The sequence below is a fragment of the Pseudomonas shirazensis genome (assembly GCF_050496565.1).
GTDB classification, from domain to species: Bacteria; Pseudomonadota; Gammaproteobacteria; order Pseudomonadales; family Pseudomonadaceae; genus Aquipseudomonas; species Aquipseudomonas shirazensis_A.
Map to the genome: position 1 here is coordinate 293,063 of NZ_JBNWAE010000001.1, position 16,975 is coordinate 310,037.

12 protein-coding genes are annotated in these 16,975 nt (G+C 62.5%); 2 read left to right on the forward strand and 10 right to left on the reverse strand.

Translation table 11 applies throughout. From position 1 onward, the window contains the following. Positions 1-23: 23 nt before the first annotated feature. Positions 24-470: an excinuclease gene (locus tag ACQZ2L_RS01240; RefSeq protein ID WP_430324408.1), complete on the forward strand. Its 447-nt coding sequence runs from the start codon at positions 24-26 to the stop codon at positions 468-470. Positions 471-480: 10 nt separating this feature from the next. Here the strand turns inward: ACQZ2L_RS01240 and ACQZ2L_RS01245 are convergent, their stop codons facing one another. Next, positions 481-1,368, reverse strand: coding sequence for a LysR family transcriptional regulator (locus ACQZ2L_RS01245; protein ID WP_314876716.1), 888 nt, complete (start codon positions 1,366-1,368; stop codon positions 481-483). A 139-nt stretch (positions 1,369-1,507) separates the two neighbouring features. Between ACQZ2L_RS01245 and ACQZ2L_RS01250 the strand changes: the two genes are divergently transcribed. Then, positions 1,508-2,731 carry an MFS transporter gene (locus tag ACQZ2L_RS01250; protein ID WP_430324409.1) on the forward strand — a complete coding sequence of 408 codons (1,224 nt, stop codon included), beginning with the start codon at positions 1,508-1,510 and terminating at the stop codon, positions 2,729-2,731. A gap of 36 nt (positions 2,732-2,767) precedes the next feature. Here ACQZ2L_RS01250 and ACQZ2L_RS01255 read toward each other — a convergent pair whose 3' ends face one another. The 9 genes from ACQZ2L_RS01255 to ACQZ2L_RS01295 all read right to left on the reverse strand — a co-directional run bounded on the left by ACQZ2L_RS01255 (position 2,768) and on the right by ACQZ2L_RS01295 (position 16,934). Beyond that, complete coding sequence (locus ACQZ2L_RS01255) at positions 2,768-3,115, reverse strand: YgiW/YdeI family stress tolerance OB fold protein (RefSeq protein WP_430324411.1); 348 nt, start codon at positions 3,113-3,115, stop codon at positions 2,768-2,770. Positions 3,116-3,792: 677 nt separating this feature from the next. Further along, complete coding sequence (hemE, locus tag ACQZ2L_RS01260) at positions 3,793-4,857, reverse strand: uroporphyrinogen decarboxylase (RefSeq protein ID WP_430324412.1); 1,065 nt, start codon at positions 4,855-4,857, stop codon at positions 3,793-3,795. A 255-nt stretch (positions 4,858-5,112) separates the two neighbouring features. Beyond that, entirely contained in the window at positions 5,113-6,531 is a 1,419-nt protein-coding gene (locus ACQZ2L_RS01265) for an FAD-dependent oxidoreductase (protein ID WP_430324413.1), read from the reverse strand. Positions 6,532-6,654: 123 nt separating this feature from the next. Beyond that, the gene (gltB, locus tag ACQZ2L_RS01270) at positions 6,655-11,100 is read right to left on the reverse strand and encodes a glutamate synthase large subunit (RefSeq protein ID WP_430324414.1); all 4,446 of its coding nucleotides are present in this window, start codon (positions 11,098-11,100) and stop codon (positions 6,655-6,657) included. A gap of 374 nt (positions 11,101-11,474) precedes the next feature. Beyond that, positions 11,475-13,064 (reverse strand): AAA family ATPase, encoded by a 1,590-nt coding sequence (locus ACQZ2L_RS01275; RefSeq protein WP_430324415.1) that lies wholly within the window; start codon positions 13,062-13,064, stop codon positions 11,475-11,477. A 15-nt stretch (positions 13,065-13,079) separates the two neighbouring features. Beyond that, a complete protein-coding gene (aroB, locus tag ACQZ2L_RS01280) occupies positions 13,080-14,177 on the reverse strand; it encodes a 3-dehydroquinate synthase (RefSeq protein WP_430324416.1) in 1,098 nt (365 codons plus the stop codon). 97 nt (positions 14,178-14,274) lie between these two features. Beyond that, on the reverse strand, positions 14,275-14,793 hold the full coding sequence (gene aroK / locus ACQZ2L_RS01285) for a shikimate kinase AroK (RefSeq protein WP_101315515.1): 519 nt from the start codon (positions 14,791-14,793) through the stop codon (positions 14,275-14,277). Positions 14,794-14,797: 4 nt separating this feature from the next. After that, a complete protein-coding gene (locus tag ACQZ2L_RS01290) occupies positions 14,798-16,069 on the reverse strand; it encodes a type IV pilus secretin PilQ (RefSeq protein WP_430324417.1) in 1,272 nt (423 codons plus the stop codon). Next, positions 15,990-16,934 carry a pilus assembly protein PilP gene (locus tag ACQZ2L_RS01295; protein ID WP_430324418.1) on the reverse strand — a complete coding sequence of 315 codons (945 nt, stop codon included), beginning with the start codon at positions 16,932-16,934 and terminating at the stop codon, positions 15,990-15,992. The genes ACQZ2L_RS01290 and ACQZ2L_RS01295 overlap by 80 nt, the downstream gene beginning before the upstream one ends. Between the last annotated feature and the right edge of the window lie 41 nt (positions 16,935-16,975).

Here is a 16,975-nt window from a genome sequence, read left to right on the forward strand (position 1 = left end):
CACCCCGATCGAGGAACGATCCGATGCGCCTGAAGACCTGGACCGCCACCACCGCCCTACTGCTCTGCACCCTGCCCGGCATCAGCCAGGCACGCGATACCGCGCTGTACCTGCCGTTCGACAAAGTCGTCCAACAAATGCTTGCCGAGAAAAAACTCGACGGCTCGGTGAAGTTCTACCTGGCGGGCGTGCAACCGCGTGGCAAGGTCAGCGTGATCAAGCCCGGCGCGGTCACCAACAAGAAGACCAACGCCTTCAACAAGACTGACGAAGGTGCTTGCGAGTGGGCCTTGCAGTCGGCCCTGCTAACCCTGCAAGACGCCGCGCGCCAGGCCAATGCCAACGCAGTGACCAACATCGCCAGCTACTACAAGAAGAACGAGCGTAAAGACGCCAGCACCTACGAGTGCCACGCCGGCGCCGTGATCGCAGGCGTCGCCCTGAAAGGCGACCTGGCTCGCGTCGACTAAACCGCCGCCATCAGGCGTTGCCGATCAGCAGGTCGGCAAACGCCTTGGCCATCACCGAGCTGCCAGCCTGGCGCTGGACCAGCCACACGGCGGTATCCGCGCCCTCATCCAGCACCGTGCGATAGACCACGCCATCGATGCGCATGCGCTGGTACGAGGCTGGCAGCACAGAGACGCCGAGACCTGCCGAAACCAGGCCGATAATCGTCATCGCCTCGCCCACCTCCTGGGCAAAATGCGGACTGAAGCCTGCCTGGCGGGCCAGCGCCAGCAACTGTGCATGCAAGCCACTGCCATAACTGCGCGGGAAGAACACGAATGGTTCACGGGCCAGATCGGCCATGTGCAGGCCCTGTTCACTGCCGGCAACCAATGGGTGCGAAGCATTCAGCACTGCCACCAGCGGCTCGCGGAACAGTTCGGTGACCTGCAGGCCTTCGGGCAACGGCATCGGCCGCATCAGGCCAACTTCGATCGATTCATCGAACACCGCCGCCGCGACATCACGGCTGCTCATCTCCTTCAAACTCAGGTGCACCGCCGGGTAGCGCTGACGGAACGCATGGATAGCCTTGGGGATCTTCGAGGTGAAGGGCGCTGAAGACGTAAAGCCGATCTTCATCTCGCCGAGTTCACCCAGCTGCGCACGGCGGGCGACGTCGGCGGCTTTATCGACCTGTGCCAGCACCTGCCGCGCCTCCTCGAGGAACAAGCGCCCGGCCTCGCTCAGCTCGACCCGACGATTGGTGCGCTCGAACAACCGCGCGCCCAGCTCCTGCTCCAGCGCCTGGATCTGTTGGCTCAGCGGCGGCTGGGAGATACCCAGTTGCTGTGCAGCCCGGCCGAAGTGCAGCTCTTCGGCTACGGCAATGAAGTAACGCAGATGACGCAGTTCCATAGCTGCTCCGAACGAGTCGTTAAACGTCTTAAACAGGTCGAACAATATATTGGATCTAATCATTAGCCAGCTATATGATTTTTCCCAATTGGCAACATCAGCCAGCGCTTTTGAGGGCCCCGTCGTGAAAACTGCTGTAATGCCCCATTTGATCGAAGCCGCCCCGCTGCCGGATATCTGGATCGAAAAAGGCAGCCCGGCGTTCATGAAGACGGTGCTGGCGCTGTTCAGCGGCGGCTTTGCCACCTTTGCCCTGCTCTACTGCGTGCAGCCGATGATGCCGTTGCTGTCGCAGGAATTTGCCATCAACGCTGCGCAGAGCAGCCTGGTGCTGTCGGTAGCCACCGCCATGCTCGCCATCGGCCTGCTGATTACCGGGCCGATCTCCGACCGCATCGGCCGCAAGCCGGTGATGGTATTCGCCTTGGTCTGCGCCGCCTTGTCGACCCTGGCCAGCGCGGTGATGCCAAGCTGGGAGCTGGTGCTGGCGACCCGGGCGCTGGTCGGTCTGTCGCTGAGCGGGCTGGCGGCGGTGGCGATGACCTACCTGAGCGAAGAGATCCACCCGCAGCACATTGGCCTGGCGATGGGCTTGTACATCGGTGGCAACGCCATTGGCGGTATGTGCGGGCGGCTGATCAGTGGCGTGCTGATCGACTTCGTCAGCTGGCACACGGCGATGCTGTGCATCGGCGGCCTGGCGCTGGTGGCAGCGGTAGTGTTCTGGAAAGTGCTGCCCGAATCGCGCAACTTCCGCCCGCAGACGCTGAACCCTCGCAGCCTGCTCAACGGCTTCGTCATGCACTTTCGCGATGCCGGCCTGCCCTGGCTGTTCCTCGAAGCATTTTTGCTGATGGGTGCGTTCGTCACCCTGTTCAACTACATCGGCTACCGCTTGCTGGCCGAGCCTTATCACATGAACCAGGCCTTGGTCGGGCTGCTGTCGATTGTTTATCTGTCGGGCATCTACAGCTCCGCCCAGGTCGGCGCCCTGGCCGACCGGCTGGGCCGGCGCAAGGTGTTCTGGGCCAGCATTCTGGTCATGGCCGGCGGCATGTTGATGACCCTGGCCAGCCCGCTGGCGATGATCATCGTCGGCATGCTGGTGTTCACCTTCGGCTTCTTCGGCGCGCACTCGGTAGCCAGCAGCTGGATCGGCCGCCGCGCCTTGAAAGCCAAGGGCCAGGCGTCGTCGCTGTATCTGTTCAGTTACTACGCAGGGTCGAGTGTGGCGGGTACCGCGGGCGGGGTGTTCTGGCACATGGCCGGCTGGAACGGCATCGGCCTGTTCATCGGCAGCCTGCTGGCCGTAGCCTTGCTGGTGGCGCTGCACCTGAGCCGGCTAGCACCAAAAACCGCGTGAAGCCAAAGGCTGCACGCGGTCGCTTGGAAGCGTCGATCAGTTGATGATTTCGACCAGGTCGACATCCACTTCACGGCTCACCAGATTCTTCTCCACTTCACCGGTCAGCTTGACCTTGGTCTTGTCGTTGAAGCCAGCTGCGGGCATGTCTTCATCGTCGATTTCGACGGTGATGGTGCCGGTGTTGTCCTTGAACTCGAACTTGTCGTCGTTATCCAGCTTCTTGGTAACCAAGCCCTGCAGGACCACACGAGTGTCGTCAGCTGCATCCTTGGCAGCGGCCACGGTGGTAACCGGCTGCGCGCCCGGGCCGGTGTAGGTGGTGGCCAGAGCAGCGGTGCTGAACAGTGGGGCGAGGATCAGAGCGAGGTAGCGAGCTTTCATGGTGATCGAGTCCTGTATCGGTTGAGATGGGACCAGATTAACGATGATCGCTGAATTTAAGCTTAATGCGGTTGTGTCGCAAAAATGGGGGCGCTTCGCACCCCTTTCGCGACACAAGGCCGCTCCTACAGGGACCGCGTTTGTCGATACTACGCGGTCCACTGTAGGAGCGGCCTTGTGTCGCGAAAGGGCCGCAAAGCGGCCCCGGCAATCCAACGGCCAACCACCATCGCGAAACCCACACTGCCCCGCTCTGCGCCAGCGCAGCGAGGCGTGCTCTTGATCTTGATCTTGATTCACCGGCGACTCAGGAGGCCGAGCGCAGGTCTTGCGAAGGGAGGTGACGGCCATGGATGGCCGGCAAGCGCTGCGGCCCAGGATGGGCCGTACAGCGCGGTCCTCCCGGGAGCAAGGCCGGAGCGAGGGAACCCCGCAGCGCAGCGGAGGGGCCGGATGTGGAGCCAAGCATTTTTTTGGTTACTTTTTTGGGGCGTTTGCCAAAAAAGTGACTCGCCGTAAGGGCGAAAGGGGCCTGAGCGGCCCCCCACAGTAAATGGATAAGACCACGCCATCGTGAACGACCTGAAGATCGCTGGGGGCGCTGCGCACCCCTTTCGCGACACAAGGCCGCTCCTACACAGAGCGGCCTGCGTACTTAAGGGACAGCGCGTTGGCTACTACTGGTGATACTGCGCCGACAACTCATGCACCGCATGAATAAACGCCCCAGCATGCTCAGGATCCACCTCCGGCGTAATCCCATGCCCAAGGTTGAACACATGCCCAGTCCCATGGCCATAGCTGGCCAGAATCCGCGCAACCTCAGCTCGAATCGCCGCCGGCTTGGCGTACAGCACAGTAGGGTCCATGTTGCCCTGCAACGCCACCTTGTCGCCCACCCGCCGCCGCGCATCGCTGATCTCGCAGGTCCAGTCCAGACCCAGCGCATCAGCGCCACACTCGGCAATGCTCTCCAGCCACATGCCACCATTCTTGGTAAACACAATGACCGGCACCTTGCGCCCATCATGCTCACGGATCAGCCCGCTGATGATCTTGCGCATATACGCCAGGGAGAACTCCTGATACGCCGCCGCCGACAGGTTGCCACCCCAGGTATCGAAGATCTGCACCGCCTGCGCACCAGCCTGGATCTGCCCGTTGAGGTAGCTGGTGACCGACTGAGCCAGCTTGTCCAACAGCAGGTGCATCGCCTGAGGATTGTCATAGAGCATGGCCTTGCTCTTGCGAAAGTCTTTCGACGAGCCGCCTTCGACCATGTAGGTGGCCAACGTCCACGGGCTACCGGAGAACCCGATCAACGGCACGCGCCCATTGAGCTCACGGCGGATGGTGCTGACCGCATCCATCACATAGCCAAGGTCCTTGTGCGGATCAGGGATCGGCAGCGCCTCGATATCGGCGAGGGTGCTGACCACCTTCTTGAAGCGCGGGCCTTCACCGGTCTCGAAGTACAGGCCCTGGCCCATGGCATCAGGGATGGTGAGGATGTCCGAGAACAGGATCGCCGCGTCCAGCGGATAACGATCGAGCGGCTGCATGGTCACCTCGCAGGCGAACTGCGGGTTCTTGCACAGGCTCATGAAGTCACCGGCCTGGGCACGGCTGGCGCGGTACTCCGGCAGGTAACGGCCGGCCTGGCGCATCATCCAGACGGGCGTGACGTCTACGGGTTGCTTGAGCAGTGCACGCAGGAAACGGTCGTTCTTCAGGGCAGTCATGTCGGCATCCGGAAAAAAAGTGCGGGCATTTTCTCAGACGCCAGCACAAAAGGCACGGCCAAGGCCATGCGTTTTGTCTATTGGGTGTCTTGGGTCAAACGATTTAGTGGGCGGACCTGAGAACCTGGGGCCGCGTTGCGGCCCTTTCGCGACACAAGGCCGCTCCTACAGGGACCGCGCACGTCTCGAGCTTGCGCGGTCCCTGTAGGAGCGGCCTTGTGTCGCGATAGGGCTGCAAAGCAGCCCCGGCAATCTTCAGACCTGCAGATAATCCAGAATCCCCTCAGCCGCATTCCGGCCTTCAAAGATTGCAGTCACCACCAAATCCGACCCACGCACCATATCCCCGCCAGCAAACACTTTCGGGTTGCTGGTCTGGTGCTTGAAGCGGGCCTGCTCAGGCGCAATCACCCGGCCCTGGCTGTCGGTCTGGATGTCGAACTGCTCGAACCACGGCGCCGGGCTTGGGCGGAAACCAAAGGCGATCACCACCGCATCGGCCGGCAGGATCTCTTCGGAACCCGGGATCGGCTCAGGGCTGCGACGGCCACGAGCATCCGGCTCGCCAAGACGGGTCTCGACCACCTTGACGCCTTCAACCTTGTCTTCACCAACAATCGCGATCGGCTGGCGGTTGTAGAGGAACTTCACGCCCTCTTCCTTGGCGTTCTTCACCTCTTTGCGCGAGCCCGGCATGTTCGCTTCGTCACGACGGTAGGCGCAGCTGACCGACTTGGCACCCTGGCGGATCGAAGTGCGGTTGCAGTCCATCGCGGTGTCACCACCGCCGAGCACCACGACCTTCTTGCCAGCCATGTCGACGAAGTCTTCCGGCGACTTCTCAAAGCCCAGGTTGCGGTTGACGTTGGCGATCAGGAAGTCCAGCGCATCGTGCACGCCTGGCAGGTCCTCACCGGGGAAGCCGCCCTTCATGTAGGTGTAGGTGCCCATGCCCATGAACACGGCATCGTACTCGGCCAGCAACTGCTCGAGGGTGATGTCCTTGCCCACTTCGGTGTTCAGGCGGAATTCGATACCCATGCCGGTGAAGACTTCGCGGCGATTGCTCAGCACGGTCTTTTCCAGCTTGAACTCAGGGATGCCGAAGGTCAGCAGGCCGCCGATTTCCGGGTTACGGTCGAACACCACCGGGGTTACCCCAGCGCGCACCAGCACGTCGGCGCAGCCCAGCCCAGCCGGGCCGGCACCGATGATGGCGACACGCTTGCCGGTCGGTTTGACCTTGGACATGTCCGGGCGCCAGCCCATGGCGAAGGCGGTGTCGGTGATGTATTTCTCGACCGAGCCGATGGTCACCGCGCCAAAACCGTCGTTGAGGGTGCAGGCACCTTCGCACAGACGATCCTGCGGGCAGACCCGGCCGCACACTTCCGGCAGGGTGTTGGTCTGGTGCGACAGTTCGGCTGCCGCGAGGATGTTGCCTTCGGATACCAGCTTCAACCAGTTGGGGATGAAGTTGTGTACCGGGCACTTCCACTCGCAATACGGGTTGCCGCAACCCAGGCAGCGGTGTGCCTGGTCGACAGACTGCTGCGGCTTGAACGGTTCGTAGATCTCGACGAACTCCTTCTTGCGCTGGCGCAGCAGTTTTTTCTTCGGGTCTTTGCGCCCAACTTCGATGAACTGGAAGTCGTTGTTCAGACGTTCAGCCATTTTCAATACCTCTTCACAGCAGCTGCGAGCCGTTAGCTGCACGCCGCAAGACAATCACGTAGGCCGGGCAACACCCCATGCTGCTTTTGGCTGCAGCTTGGGGCTTGCCACTTGCAGCTGCTTTTACTGCGGGTTGGCACGGGTGCTGGACAACAATTGCTTGAGCGTCGCAGCCTTTGGCTTGACCAGCCAGAAGCGACGCACGTAGTCGTCCAGGTTTTCCGAGAGCTCACGCCCCCACTCGCTGCCAGTCTCGTCGACGTACTCGGCAAGGACTCGCGCCAGATGGCTGCGGTAGGCTTCCATGGCTTCACCACTGATGCGCTGGATTTCCACCAGTTCGTGGTTGAGCTTGTCGAAGAAGCTGTTGTCCATGTCGAGCACGTAGGCGAAGCCGCCAGTCATGCCAGAGCCGAAGTTGTAACCGGTCTTGCCCAGTACGCAGACAAAGCCACCGGTCATGTATTCACAGCAGTGATCGCCAGTACCCTCGACCACCGCATGGGCGCCCGAGTTACGTACCGCGAAGCGCTCACCGGCAGTACCGGCAGCGAACAGCTTGCCGCCGGTGGCGCCATACAGGCAGGTGTTGCCGACGATGGCGCTTTCCTGGGTTTTGAACGGGCTGCCGGCAGGCGGCACGATGGTCACCTTGCCACCGGTCATGCCCTTGCCGACGTAGTCGTTGGCGTCGCCCTGCAGGTGCAGGTTGAGGCCACCGGCGTTCCACACGCCGAAGCTCTGCCCGGCAGTGCCCTTGAAGCGGAAGGTGATCGGCTTGGCGGCCATGCCCTGGTTACCGTACAGCTTGGCAATTTCACCCGAGATACGCGCACCAATCGAACGGTCGCAGTTGCAGATGTCGAGGTCGAACTCGCCACCGGCCTGATCGCGGATCGCCGGCAAGGCCATCTCGACCATCTTCTCGGCCAGCTCGCCCTTGTCGAACGGCGGGTTCTTGTCGACCTGGCAGAATTGCGGCTTGTCGGCCGGAATGTGCGAGCTGCCCAGCAGCGGGCTGAGGTCCAGGTACTGCTGCCGCTCGGTGTCGCCCGGCAGCACTTCGAGCAGGTCGGTGCGACCGATCAGCTCGCCAAGGCTGCTGACGCCCAGCTTGGCCAGCCACTCGCGGGTTTCTTCGGCAACGAAGGTGAAGAAGTTGATCACCATGTCGACAGTGCCGATGTAGTGGTCCTTGCGCAGCTTTTCGTTCTGCGTGGCAACACCGGTGGCGCAGTTGTTCAGGTGGCAGATACGCAGGTATTTGCAACCCAGGGCGATCATTGGCGCGGTACCGAAGCCGAAGCTTTCGGCGCCGAGAATGGCCGCCTTGATCACGTCGAGGCCGGTTTTCAGGCCGCCGTCGGTCTGCACCCGGACCTTGCCGCGCAGGTCGTTGCCGCGCAGGGTCTGGTGGGTTTCCGCCAGGCCCAGTTCCCACGGTGCACCGGCGTACTTGATCGAGGTCAGCGGCGAAGCGCCGGTGCCGCCGTCGTAGCCAGAGATGGTGATCAGGTCGGCATAGGCCTTGGCCACGCCGGCCGCAATGGTACCGACACCGGCTTCTGCCACCAGCTTGACCGACACCAGCGCCTGCGGATTGACCTGCTTGAGGTCGTAGATCAGCTGCGCGAGGTCTTCGATCGAGTAGATGTCATGGTGCGGCGGTGGCGAGATCAGGGTTACGCCAGGCACGGCATAGCGCAGCTTGGCGATCAGACCGTTGACCTTGCCGCCAGGCAGCTGGCCACCCTCGCCCGGTTTGGCGCCCTGAGCGACCTTGATCTGCAGCACTTCGGCGTTGACCAGGTATTCCGGGGTGACGCCAAAGCGGCCGGTGGCCACCTGTTTGATTTTCGAGCTTTTGATCGTGCCGTAACGGGCCGGGTCTTCGCCGCCCTCACCGGAGTTGGAGCGCGCGCCCAGGCGGTTCATTGCCTCGGCCAGTGCTTCGTGAGCCTCAGGCGACAGCGCGCCAAGCGAGATACCGGCCGAGTCGAAGCGCTTGAGGATGGCCTCCAGCGGCTCGATCTGATCGATCGCCAGCGGCTGCTCGGCAACCTTGACCTTGAGCAAGTCACGGATCATCGACACCGGACGCTTGTCGACCAGCGCGGTGTATTCCTTGAACTTGGCATAGTCGCCCTGCTGCACGGCGGCCTGCAGGGTGTTGACCACATCCGGGTTGTAGGCGTGGTATTCGCCGCCGTGGACGAACTTGAGCAGGCCACCTTGCTGGATCGGCTTGCGCGCGCTCCATGCTTCGGCGGCGAGCAGCTTCTGATCGCCTTCGAGGTCGACGAAGCGCGCACCCTTGATGCGGCTCGGCACGCCCTTGAAGCTCAGACCGACCACTTCGTCGGACAGGCCGATGGCTTCGAACAACTGCGCACCGCGGTACGAAGTGATGGTCGAGATGCCCATCTTCGACAGGATCTTCAGCAGGCCCTTGGAGATGCCTTTGCGGTAGTACTTGAACACTTCATCCAGATCGCCCAGCACTTCACCGGTGCGGATCAGGTCGGCCAGCACTTCGTAGGCCAGGTACGGGTACACCGCCGAGGCGCCGAAGCCGAGCAGCACAGCGAAGTGATGCGGGTCACGCGCAGTTGCGGTCTCGACCAGGATGTTGCTGTCGCAACGCAGGCCCTGCTCGGTCAGGCGGTGGTGCACCGCGCCAACTGCCAGGGACGCATGCACCGGCAGCTTGCCCGGGGCGATGAAGCGGTCGCTCAGCACCAGCTGGGTCTTGCCGCTGCGCACCGCTTCTTCGGCCTGATCGGCGATGTTGCGGATGGCCGCTTCAAGGCCCAGGCCTTCTTCGTAGTTGAGGTCGATCAGCTGCCGCTCGAAGCCTTCGCGCTCGAGGTTCATCAGCGAGCGCCATTTGGCTGGCGAGATCACTGGCGAGCTGAGGATGACGCGCGAGGCGTGCTCAGGCGATTCCTGGAAGATGTTGCGCTCGGCGCCGAGGCAGATTTCCAACGACATCACGATCGCTTCGCGCAGCGGGTCGATCGGCGGGTTGGTCACCTGAGCGAACTGCTGGCGGAAGAAGTCGTACGGCGAACGCACGCGCTGCGACAGCACAGCCATCGGCGTGTCGTCGCCCATCGAGCCGACCGCTTCCTGGCCCTGCTCGCCGAGCGGACGCAGCACCTGGTCACGCTCTTCGAAGGTGACCTGGAACATCTTCATGAACTGCTTGAGCTGGTCAGCGTCGTAGCTGGCCGCGCCCTGGTCGTCGCTCAGGGTAGCCTGGATGCGCGTGGCATGCTGGCGCAACCAGCGCTTGTACGGGTGGCGCGACTTGAGGCGGTTGTCGATGGCGTCGGTGTCGAGGATCTGCCCGGTTTCGGTGTCCACGGCAAAGATCTGCCCTGGGCCAACGCGGCCTTTGGCAACCACGTCTTCCGGCTGATAGCCCCACACGCCGATTTCCGAGGCGATGGTGATGTAGCCGTTACGGGTGGTGACCCAACGCGCTGGGCGCAGGCCGTTGCGGTCGAGCAGGCAGACCGCATGGCGACCTTCGGTCATGACGATACCGGCCGGGCCATCCCACGGCTCCATGTGCATGGAGTTGTATTCGTAGAAGGCGCGCAGGTCGGCGTCCATGGTCTCGACGTTCTGCCAGGCTGGCGGTACCAGCATGCGCACGCCGCGGAACAGGTCGATGCCGCCGGTAACCATCAGCTCAAGCATGTTGTCCATGCTCGACGAGTCGGAGCCGACCCGGTTGACCAGCGGGCCGAGCTCTTCGAGGTCGGGGATCAGGTCGTTGGCGAACTTGGTGCGCCGGGCCATGGCCCAGTTGCGGTTGCCGGTGATGGTGTTGATCTCGCCATTGTGGGCGAGGAAGCGGAACGGCTGCGCCAGCGGCCATTTCGGCAAGGTGTTGGTCGAGAAGCGCTGGTGGAACACGCAGATCGCGGTTTGCAGGCGCTCGTCACCCAGGTCCGGGAAGAATGCGGCGAGGTCCGCCGGCATCATCAGGCCTTTGTAGATGATGGTCTTGTGCGAGAAGCTGCAGATGTAGTGGTCGGCGTCATGGGCGTTGGCCACGGACGAGCGGCGACGGGCACTGAACAGCTTGATCGCGATGTCCTGATCGCTCAGGCCTTCACCACCAATGAACACTTGTTCGATCTGCGGCAGGCGCTCGAGGGCCAGACGACCCAGCACGCTGGTATCGATTGGCACCTTGCGCCAGCCGATCAGTTGCAGGCCGGCCGCGATGATTTCGCGGTCCATATTGGCCCGCGCGGCTTCGGCTTTGATCGGGTCCTGGTTGAAGAACACCATGCCGACGGCGTACTGCTTGGGCAGTTCGGCGGCAAAGTGCTCTTTGGCCATGGCACGCAGGAACTGATCGGGCTTTTGCATGAGCAAGCCACAACCGTCACCGGTCTTGCCGTCAGCGTTGATGCCGCCGCGGTGGGTCATGCAGGTCAGCGCTTGCATGGCCGTTTGCAGGAGGTGGTGACTTGGCTCGCCCGTCATATGGGCGATCAGGCCAAAGCCACAGTTGTCCTTGAATTCTTCGGGATGGTACAGACCTGTTTTCATAGACACATTCTCACCAGGTTCGCCCCTCGACGGAGGCAAATCTCTTTTTAGTACAACCACTTACCATCCACACCGGTCGAATGCCAGCTTTTTTGCGGGGGGCAACGTGAAACCATTGTTGCACAGCGACAGGGAAGCCCACAAATTCAAACGACGAATCGCTGTAAATTTATGTCGCATTTTTGAATGTTTTTGAACATTTGCCGTGGTACGGCATGGTTCGGAGTCTGAAGCGTTTCAGCCTGAACTGCAACTAGAGGCTTGTGGCCGGCAGTCTGGGACAGAAAAGCCTGCCGCGATCACACGCAGCAGGCTAGACGAAAGTCAGGAGTCGCTCAGCAACTGGGCGGCGGGGTGGTGCCGCCCGGAAGGTATCAGCGGGTCGTGGTCAGCTCTTGTTGGACGCTGCCGACGGTACGTGGCCAAGGTTTACCAGCCTGGACCTTCGCTGGCAAGTTCTTGATTGCAGCAACTGCTGCATCACGGTTGGCAAAGTTGCCGTAAGTGACGACGTAAAGCGGTTTGCCCTGCAGGGTTTTCTTGAAGTAGCGATAGTCGCCACCCTGCGCTTTGACGAACGACTGGGCCGACGCCTCGGAGCTGGTGCCGAGAATCTGCACAACGTAGTTGCCGGCTTTCTGGCTGCCGTACCAGGCGCTGTTGCCGCTGCCGCCAGCGGCAGACGACGCAGGCTTGGCGCTGGCAACCTGGGTTGGCGCCGGGGCTGGCTTGGCCGCTGCGACAGGCTTGGCTGGCTGAGCGGCTGGCTGGGCTGGGGCAGGCTTGGGCGCTGGAACGCTGGCGATTGGCTGCGCAGGTGCCGCGGCAGGGCCTGCCGGTACGCCTTCAGGCGGGGCAATGGTGGTTACGGTCGGTGGATTGGCAGGCTGCAATGCAGTGTTGCCGGCTGGGCTGGCTTCTTCACCGTCACCCATGCCTGCGGCCTGGGCCAGCGGCTCGCGCATGACCGGTTGCGACTGGCCATTGAGCGGCAGTGGTGTTGGCTGCGAGCCGGAGAACTCGATAGCCGGGTTGCTGCTGTTGGCCTGGCCTTCGCCCAGCGGCAGTTGAGCCTGCGCTGCGGGTGCGTCGGTAGCAGGCTTGTCAGCGCCTTTCTTCGGCATCAGGACCGCCGCCGCTACGGCGACCACGACAACTGCAGACAGCGCGAGTACGTGTTTCTTAGGCATCTTGAACCCCATGGATGGTCGCTTCGCCGTGCTGCGCGTGGCGATCATGGCTTCGATCAAAGTGTCGCGGGCAACCTGGTTGATGTTGCCAGGCCAGCCATCCGCATGTTCGTGGATATCGGCGATCTGCTCGGCCGTGAATACCTCGATACCGCGGCCAGCGCCTTCCAGGCGTTGTTCAAGGTATTCGCGGGTTTCCTCCTCGCTGTAGGGTTCAAGTTCGATGATGTGGAAACGATCTCCCTCACCATTGAGCTGATCCAACCCGGCAATCAGCGAAGGCTCGCCAAACAGGAATACGTGCGGGCGCCCTTCGGCAACGCCTGCCGCCAATTCCAGCAACGCTTGGAGTGCCGACTCGTCGAGTTGTTCCGCATCGTCCACCAACAGATAGACTTCCTGGCCGGTCAGGGCCAGTTGCACCACCTGCGACAGGATCGCCTGCACTTCCGGCTGCGCGACGCCAAGCGCCTGCGCCACCTGGCCGAGCACGCTGGCCGCGTCGCTGGCACCGCGGGCCGAGACCACCACGCTCTGCACCGACTGCTTGTTGGTGCTGGCGACCAGCGCCTGACGCAGCAGGGTCTTGCCGCTGCCCACAGGGCCGGTGACCACCAGCATCAGGTGGCTGTAACGCGCCAGGTGATGCAGTTGACCAAGCACTGGCTTGCGCTGGGCGGGGAAGAACTTGAAACCGGGCACACGCGGCGCGAACGGATCGTGGCTCAGCTGGTAATGGTCGAGAAACGCCTCATCGGCATGCAAACTGGTCATTGCGCTGTCACAACCTCAAAGCTGGGCCACAATGGCGCGGTAATCCGCTGCCAGCGTGGCCTGAAGGATCTCTTGCGGATAGTCGTCGGTAATCACGGCTTCGCCGAGCTGGCGCAACAGCACCAGCCGCATGCGCCCGTCGAGGACCTTTTTGTCGACCGCCATATGCTCCATGAAATGCGCCGGGGTCATTTCCTGTGGTGGCACCACCGGCAATCCTGCGTCCTGCAGCAGGCGAATCGAGCGATCACGTTCGGCCTGGTCAATCCAGCCCAGACGCATGGACATTTCCAGCGCCATCACGGTACCTGCAGACACCGCCTCGCCATGCAGCCAGACGCCATAGCCCATGTGGGTTTCGATGGCATGGCCAAAAGTATGGCCGAGGTTGAGCGTGGCGCGCAGGCCGGTTTCGCGCTCGTCGGCGCCCACAACCGCAGCCTTGGCCGCGCAGGAGCGACGAATCGCTTCGGTCAGCGCCGTGTTGTCGAGACCGCGCAGGGCGCTCATATTCTCTTCGAGCCAGGCGAGGAATGGCTTGTCGCAGATCAGGCCGTACTTGATCACTTCGGCCAGGCCTGCCGACAGCTCGCGCGCCGGCAGCGTCTTCAGGCTGGTGGTGTCGATCAGCACCGCATTGGGCTGATAGAACGCGCCGACCATGTTCTTGCCCAGCGGATGGTTGATGCCGGTCTTGCCGCCCACCGACGAATCGACCTGGGACAACAGCGTGGTCGGCACCTGAATGAAGTCGACACCACGCTGGTAGCAGGCTGCGGCAAAACCGGCCATGTCGCCGATTACCCCGCCGCCCAGTGCGATCACGGTGGTGCGGCGGTCATGGCGCGCGGTCAGCAGGCCATCGAAAATCAGTTGCAGGGTTTGCCAGTTCTTGTGCGCTTCGCCATCTGGCAGTACCACTGGCAGCACCGAATAGGCACCCAGGGTCTGACTCAGGCGCTGCAGATACAGGGGCGCGACAGTTTCGTTGGAGACAATGGCTACCTGCCGGCCGGCAATGTGCGGGGCCAGCAGTTCAGGCTGGTCCAGCAGTCCTTCGCCAATGTAGATCGGGTAGCTGCGTTCGCCCAGATCGACCTTAAGTGTCTGCATGTATCCCCACAATGTCTGGAGCGCGGCGTCGCCTGAACGACACACGCGGTAAGGTTGAACCCCTGCCTCGGCGTTGGTGGCCGAGAATAGTCCCGGCTTAGCGGGGCGGCAACTGCTCGAGGCGCTCGAGAATATCCTGGACCACCATGCGTGGCGGCCGTTCGTCGGTTTCCACGATCACATCGGCAATCTCGCGATACAGCGGATCACGCGATTCGAGCAAGGCACGCAGGGTCGCTTCCGGGTTGGCGGTGCGCAACAGCGGCCGATTGCGATCGCGTGCCGTGCGGCCGACCTGTTGCTCAACCGAGGCGTGCAGGTAGATCACCCGGCCACCGGCATGCAGAGCACGCCGATTGGCATCACGCATGACTGCACCGCCGCCGGTCGCCACGACTACGCCGTCCAGCTCGCAGAGCTCGGCGATCATCGCTTCTTCACGATCGCGAAAGCCCGGCTCGCCTTCCTTGTCGAAGATCCACGGGATATTGGCGCCCGTCCGCAGTTCGATTTCCTTGTCGGAATCCTTGAACAGCAGGCGCAGCTCTTTGGCCAACAGGCGTCCGATGGTGCTTTTGCCAGCGCCCATGGGCCCTACAAGTATCAAATTTCGCACAGAATCAACGACTCACAGCAATCGCCTGGTCACTCATGATACGCGGAGTCAGGAAGACCAGCAGCTCGGATTTTTTCTCTTGTAATGCATCGCGTCGAAACAGCCGCCCAACATACGGCAGATCGCCGAAAAATGGCACCTTGTCGACCACATTGTTTTGCGTGGTCGAGTAGACGCCACCGATGACGATGGTCTGCCCGTCGGCCACGCGCACCTTGGCGTTGACCTCGTTCTTGCGAATCGGTGGTACATCGTTGAGTGCATTGACGTAATCCGGCTCGTCCTTGGTCACGCGCACGGTCATGATTACCTGCCCATCGGCGGTGATCTGCGGGGTAACTTCGAGCGATAGCGAGGCCTCGCGAAACGACACCGAGGTCGCGCCGCTCTTGCTGGTTTCCTGATAAGGCACCTCGGTGCCCTTGAGGATGCGTGCGGTTTCCTTGTCGGCGGTCACCACTTTGGGCTGCGAGATGATTTCGCCATTGCCGCTCTTTTCCATCGCGCTGAGTTCCAGGTCCAGCAAGGCGTCGCCGCGCAGCAGCCCCAGGCCCACCGCCGAAGTCGGCCGATCCACGCCTAGATCAACGAACAACCCTTTGCCGCTGCGGCCTTCAGCGCCACTGAACGGCTTGCCCCAGCGCACCCCAAGGCTTTTCTCATAGTCGACATTGGCCTCGACAATGCGTGCTTCGATCAGTACCTGGCGTACTGGCACATCCAGCTCGGTGACCAGTCGGCGCAGTTCGACCAGCCGCTCTGCCGGTTGGTATGCCACCAGCGTGTTGGTCCGCGCATCGACACCCAGGCTGCCGCGCCCGGTCAGGATGCCGTCGTCGGCCAAGGTCGCCAACAGCAACTCGGCCAGCTCCGCAGCCTTGGCGTGATGCACTGGCAACAACGCGCGTTCGAGCGGCTGCAACTGGGCGTCCAGCTCCCGACCCAGCCGTTCGTCGCGTGATTGCCCGGCCAGCTCGGCCGCCGGCGCCACCAGCAGCACATTGCCTTCCTGCCGGCTCGCCAGCCCTTTGCTGCGCAGAACCAGATCCAGCGCCTGATCCCAGGGCACCTGTATCAACCTCAGAGTAACGTTGCCGGTTGCCGTATCACTGACCACCAGGTTGATCCCGGCATAGTCGGCCAGCACCTGCAGCACCGCGCGAACTTCGACATCCTGAAAATTCAGCGACAGCGGTTCACCCTGATAGGTCTTCGCCTGCGCCCCGTGCATCGCCAGAACCGTCGCCAGCAGCATTGCCAGTTGTCCGAGCTTCATTCATGCCTCCTTGCGTCACATGCTTTCGCAACCCAACCAGGGTCGATCGCTCCTGCCAGGCTCCACCAAGCAAGACCTGCTCGCGCACCTCCAACTGCCGTTCGTCAACCCGCGCCACTACACCCTGGTCGCGACCCAGTGAGTCACCCGCGCGCACGCGATACAAACGCCCGGACCACCACACCAGAGCCTGATACTGGCCATCGCGGGCGAGGCTGCCGACCATCTGCAACTGAGCCAGCGGCACCCGGGCCAGATCATCGGCTGCGCTGCGTACAGACCACGCCTGAAATGGATCGACCTGCGCTGGCGGTGCCCGCTGCCTGGCGGCTTCATGAGCTAGCGAGATCGGCGCCGGTAACTGCTGGCCCGCGTCAAAGGCCTGCACGTGCAAGCGCAGCCGCAGCATCCCGGGCTGGTCTGCTGCTGCAAGCTGCAGGGTCGAGACGTGCAGCAGGCGGATCTGGCCTAGCCAGTCATCCAGCCATGCCCGCAGCGCCGGGTAATTGCCGATCACCTGCAACTGCAGCGGCGCAACCAGGTAGCCGGCCGCCTGGCTTGGCTCGCCGACCTCCAACTGCTCGATCAGCAGCCCATGGGCATGACCGAACCGCGCCAACTGATCGACTAGGTCGCTCATTTCCTGCCCGGCCGCCAGGCGCCAGCGGGCGTCCTGCAACTGCACCTCACTGTCAGCAAGTGCCTCCTGCGCGGCGGGCAAGTCCTGCACGCCTAGCGTCTTGGCCGCTAAGGTCTGCTCCAGTACCTGCAGTGTTGCCGCCTGCATCCGGTAGGTGCGCTGCACACCCTCAAAGCGCATCAGCCAGGCCACACTGGCCACTATCAGCAGCGGTGCGAGCAGCATCGCCAACCTGGCCACCGGCGAACTGCTCGCCACTTGCTGCC

Bases quoted from the DNA above. Each gene is read 5' to 3' on its own strand.
- aroB (WP_430324416.1), bottom strand. From the start codon at position 14,177: ATGCAGACACTTAAGGTCGATCTGGGCGAACGCAGCTACCCGATCTAC.
- ACQZ2L_RS01255 (WP_430324411.1), bottom strand. From the start codon at position 3,115: ATGAAAGCTCGCTACCTCGCTCTGATCCTCGCCCCACTGTTCAGCACC.
- ACQZ2L_RS01250 (WP_430324409.1), top strand. From the start codon at position 1,508: ATGCCCCATTTGATCGAAGCCGCCCCGCTGCCGGATATCTGGATCGAA.
- ACQZ2L_RS01295 (WP_430324418.1), bottom strand. From the start codon at position 16,934: ATGCTGCTCGCACCGCTGCTGATAGTGGCCAGTGTGGCCTGGCTGATG.
- hemE (WP_430324412.1), bottom strand. From the start codon at position 4,857: ATGACTGCCCTGAAGAACGACCGTTTCCTGCGTGCACTGCTCAAGCAA.
- ACQZ2L_RS01245 (WP_314876716.1), bottom strand. From the start codon at position 1,368: ATGGAACTGCGTCATCTGCGTTACTTCATTGCCGTAGCCGAAGAGCTG.
- gltB (WP_430324414.1), bottom strand. From the start codon at position 11,100: ATGAAAACAGGTCTGTACCATCCCGAAGAATTCAAGGACAACTGTGGC.
- ACQZ2L_RS01265 (WP_430324413.1), bottom strand. From the start codon at position 6,531: ATGGCTGAACGTCTGAACAACGACTTCCAGTTCATCGAAGTTGGGCGC.
- ACQZ2L_RS01275 (WP_430324415.1), bottom strand. From the start codon at position 13,064: ATGACCAGTTTGCATGCCGATGAGGCGTTTCTCGACCATTACCAGCTG.
- ACQZ2L_RS01290 (WP_430324417.1), bottom strand. From the start codon at position 16,069: ATGAAGCTCGGACAACTGGCAATGCTGCTGGCGACGGTTCTGGCGATG.
- ACQZ2L_RS01240 (WP_430324408.1), top strand. From the start codon at position 24: ATGCGCCTGAAGACCTGGACCGCCACCACCGCCCTACTGCTCTGCACC.